The 4,237-nt window shown below is 48.0% G+C and carries 2 protein-coding genes and 1 pseudogene; 2 read left to right on the forward strand and 1 reads right to left on the reverse strand.

Translation table 11 applies throughout. From position 1 onward, the window contains the following. The first annotated feature begins 482 nt into the window (after positions 1-482). Positions 483-1,709, forward strand: a pseudogene (locus FD23_RS08240) (argininosuccinate synthase). A 35-nt stretch (positions 1,710-1,744) separates the two neighbouring features. Further along, positions 1,745-3,127, forward strand: coding sequence for an argininosuccinate lyase (argH, locus tag FD23_RS08245; RefSeq protein WP_025896449.1), 1,383 nt, complete (start codon positions 1,745-1,747; stop codon positions 3,125-3,127). A gap of 723 nt (positions 3,128-3,850) precedes the next feature. Here argH and FD23_RS08255 read toward each other — a convergent pair. Further along, positions 3,851-4,075, reverse strand: coding sequence for a helix-turn-helix transcriptional regulator (locus FD23_RS08255; RefSeq protein WP_025896448.1), 225 nt, complete (start codon positions 4,073-4,075; stop codon positions 3,851-3,853). Between the last annotated feature and the right edge of the window lie 162 nt (positions 4,076-4,237).

A 4,237-nucleotide genomic window follows, 5' to 3' on the forward strand; every position in this document is an offset into this window, starting at 1 on the left:
GAACTAAAAAATTGATCAAAAAAGTAAAAAATGTAATCAATTTTGGATAAAGGCGATCAGGGTGGGCTTTGCCGTGAAAATGGCAAGCACTTTATGTAGATTTTCGCAGAAAAATTCAAAAAAGTTTGTAAAGGGGGCTTGCATAAAATGAGAGACCTGTTAGAATTAAGCCCAACAAGTTAAACGAAGGAAGTAGTACCCGCTCCTCTGACTCTTCAAGCGAGTTTCGTAGTTGAGAGGAAACAGAGCCAGCGCGGGGAACGCAGCCGGGAAAATGACCGAGAAGCGGCCATCGTTTGATTCGCGTTAAGAATCAAGAGGGTCCAGCCGGATATGGCTGGGAATTAAAGGTGGTACCGCGAGCAAGTCGTCCTTTTGCAATTAGCAAAAGGGCGGCTTTTTTGATAGAAAAGCTGATAAAAATGAGGCGGACTAGCGGAGCAGATTAAAAGAAAGTTAGAATTTTACAGGAGAGAATATTAATGAACATCGACAAGAGTAAGATCAAGAAAATCGTATTGGCATACAGCGGCGGTCTGGACACTTCCGTGATTATCCCCTGGTTGAAGGAAGACTACAACAACCCGGAAATCATCGCGGTCTCAGCCAATGTCGGCCAGGGGGATGAACTGGAAGGCCTGGAGGAAAAGGCCAAGAACTCCGGGGCGGCCAAGCTGGTCGTAGCCAACTTGGAAGAAGAGTATGTCAACGATTACCTGCTGCCATGTCTGAAGGCTGATGCCAAGTACGAAGGCTACCTGCTGGGGACGGCCAACGCCCGTCCTTTGATCGCCAAGGCTCTGGCGGAAGTAGCTATTAAGGAAGGGGCTGACGCGATTGCCCACGGGGCAACCGGTAAAGGCAACGACCAAGTATGTTTTGAATTAGGGATCAAGCACTTTGCCCCGGACATGCCGATCATTGCTCCTTGGCGGGAATGGGACCTGGTTTCCAGAGAAGATGAAATCGACTATGCCGCCGCTCATAATGTTCCTTTGCGGATCAGCAAGGAGACCAACTACTCTAAGGATAAGAACCTCTGGCATTTAAGCCATGAAGGGCTGGATTTGGAAGACCCGAGTCTTGAGCCAACTTATGAAAAGCCGGGCTTTTTGGAAATGGGCGTGTCACCGCTTGATGCCCCGGACAAGCCAACTTACCTGCAGCTGGACTTTGAAAAGGGCGTACCAGTTGCCTTAAACGGGCAGGAAATGCCTTTAATGGAAATGCTGGAGAAGCTGAACAAGGTCGGCGGGGAAAATGGGATTGGCCTTTTGGACTTGGTCGAAAACCGTTTGGTCGGGATGAAGTCAAGAGGGGTTTATGAAACTCCAGGCGGCAGCATTCTCTACTTTGCCCACGAATACCTGGAAACTATCACCCTGGATAAGCAGGTTCAGCACAAGAAGTCAGAATTGGCCATTACTTACGGAGAACTGGTTTACGACGGGCAATGGTTTACCCCATTAAGAGAAGCACTGGCTGCTTTTGTCGACAAGACCTAGGAATGCGTGACCGGGACGGTCAAATTGAAGCTCTACAAGGGCAACATCATCAAGGCCGGGGTGACTTCGCCAAACAGCCTTTACTCAACTGAACTGGCAACTTTTGACGAATCAGACTACGACCAGACGGAAGCCGCTGGCTTTATCAACCTCTTCGGGCTACCGATCCAGGTGCAAGCCAAGCTGGACGCCAAGAAGAAGTAAGACGGGACAAGTTTTTTAGATTAGGTGATTGTGATATGAAAAAAATGTGGGCCGGCAGAACTTCCGGTAAGACTGACCAGATCGCGGACTACTTCAACTCATCCATCCGTTTTGACCAAAGAATGTATCCAGAAGACATAGCCGGCTCCATTGCCCATGCCAAGATGCTGGCCAAGCAGGGGATTATTCCTGAAGAAGCAAGTGCGAAAATCATTGCCGGCCTGGAGGGCATCTTGGCTGACTTAAATAGCGGCAAGCTGGAAATCGATCCGGCCGCTGAAGACATTCATATGTTCATTGAAGAGACCCTGACTGACCGGATCGGCCAGGACGGGAAGATGCTGCATACGGCCCGATCAAGAAACGACCAGGTGGCCCTGGATATCCGCTTGTACATGCGGGAAGAAAACGGGCAGATCAAGCAGCTTTTAAAAGATTTGGTGGCGGCTCTTTGCGACCAGGCAGAAAAGTACAAGGCCAGCCTCATGCCGGGTTATACCCACCTGCAGCGGGCCCAGCCGGTCACTTTTGGCCACCAGCTGATGGCTTATGCTTACATGTTCATGCGGGATCTGGAACGTCTCGGGCAGATGGAAGAGCGGATGAACTATTCGCCAATCGGCAGCTGCGCCCTGGCCGGAACGACTTACCCGATAGACCGGGTTTATGAAGCGAAACTTTTGGGCTTTAAGGCTCCGGTAGCCAACAGTTTAGATGGGGTTAGCGACCGGGATCATGTGGTGGAAGATTTAAGTGATTTGGCGCTGGTGATGATGCACCTCTCCCGCTTAAGCGAAGAGCTGATCTTGTGGTCATCTTGGGAATTCCACTTTGTCCGCCTGGCGGATGCTTATACGACTGGGTCATCCATCATGCCGCAGAAGAAAAATCCTGATATGGCTGAACTGGCTCGGTGGAAGACCTGCCGGGTCTACGGGGACTTGATGGCGATTTTGACGACTTTGAAGGGACTGCCCCTGGCCTACAATAAGGACATGCAGGAAGACAAGGAAGCCTTGTTTGACGCCATCGACAATGTTGAGCTGTGCCTGGAGACTTTTATCCCGATGATCAAGACATTGGAAGCTAATGAGAAGGCTATGCACCAGGCGGCGCAGAAGGGCTTTATTAACGCGACGGACTTGGCGGACTATTTGACTAAGAAGGGGATGCCATTTAGAGATGCCTACCATATTTCCGGGCAATTGGTGGCCTTGTGCAGCGACCAGGACATGGTTTTAGAAGACTTGCCGCTTGAAACTTACAAGGGCTACAGCGACTTGTTTAAGGAAGACTTGTACCAGGCAATTGACCTGCATAACTGCCTGGCCAAGCGGACTTCTTTGGGAGGACCAACGCCGGAGTCAGTCCAAAAGCAGGTTGATGAGGTCAGAGGCAAGCTGGCGGAAGAAAATTAGGATTAATCGCTGTTAAGCCAGGGCAAATTTGTCCTGGCTTTTTGGCGTCTTTTGACAGAATTCCTTTCTGCGGGCTTTTACCATTTGGAAGGGCGTCAGCGAATACAGAAAGCAGATCGCGGAAGAAGGCGGGGAGATGATATAATTTGGAGGAAGAAAGCGCATTATTAGGAGGTAATGGAATGGGCGAATCTAAAGAAGACAAAAGGATGAGGGCAAAGTGGGAAAGTTTAAGCGGCGCAGAAAAATCAGAGTTTAAAAGAACTATGCTATGAGGCGGGGGATTACGATAGATTTTATCCACCGTTGGACTTGGAACGAAGGAGATTTGGACAATTTGGAATATCACATTGCGGAACGTAGAAAAAAGTTTAGGGAGTTTTGAGGAGTAGAAGGGAATTTCTAGTCGGGGGCGACGGGCAGCCTCTTTAAGTTAGCTGGAGGAATGTGGTGGTGTTATGGTGAAAGAATGGTGGCACGAGTGGGGATGCTCTGTGATTATAAGAGTTATCCTGTCGGGATTGCTTATGTGGTTTATATGGCGCTACATTGACGTGATCATGTTTATTGTGATTTGCGGTATTATCTCCCTATTTTGGCTGGCTTTTAAGGTGATTGACAAGATACTTAAATAATGGTTTGACACAGAATTTTGAGGAGTTAAAAAAGCCGCTTAGAGATCTTCTAAGCGACTTTTTGCATGGAAAACTAGATGAAAAATGGTTACTTTGAATTATCCTCGTCAAGTTCAATCAGATCATCAAGACCTTGGCCTGGCGTCTTACCCAGGGCCTGTGCAACCGCGGTAATGACTTTGACGGTTTGCCCGGATAATGGTTTAGTTTCTTTAACGGCGTTGGCTAAGGTCGTATTAGCAATCCCAGTTTGTTTAGCTACTTGGTGGCGAGTGACACCGTTTTGATCAGGATATTCTTGCAACGCGTTCATTTGATTTAGATGTCCTTTCCATTTATTTTCGTCGATTGTAAAATCAAATTGAACACTGTTCCGATCCAGTAAGAAAAATCATTTTCACTGGATTAGAGCACAAAAAATCCATTTCAACCATCTGGTAGAATATGAATTACCACAAACATTTCTAGAGAGGTT

This window comes from Lactobacillus delbrueckii subsp. delbrueckii DSM 20074 = JCM 1012 (assembly GCF_001433875.1).
GTDB classification, from domain to species: domain Bacteria; phylum Bacillota; class Bacilli; order Lactobacillales; family Lactobacillaceae; genus Lactobacillus; species Lactobacillus delbrueckii.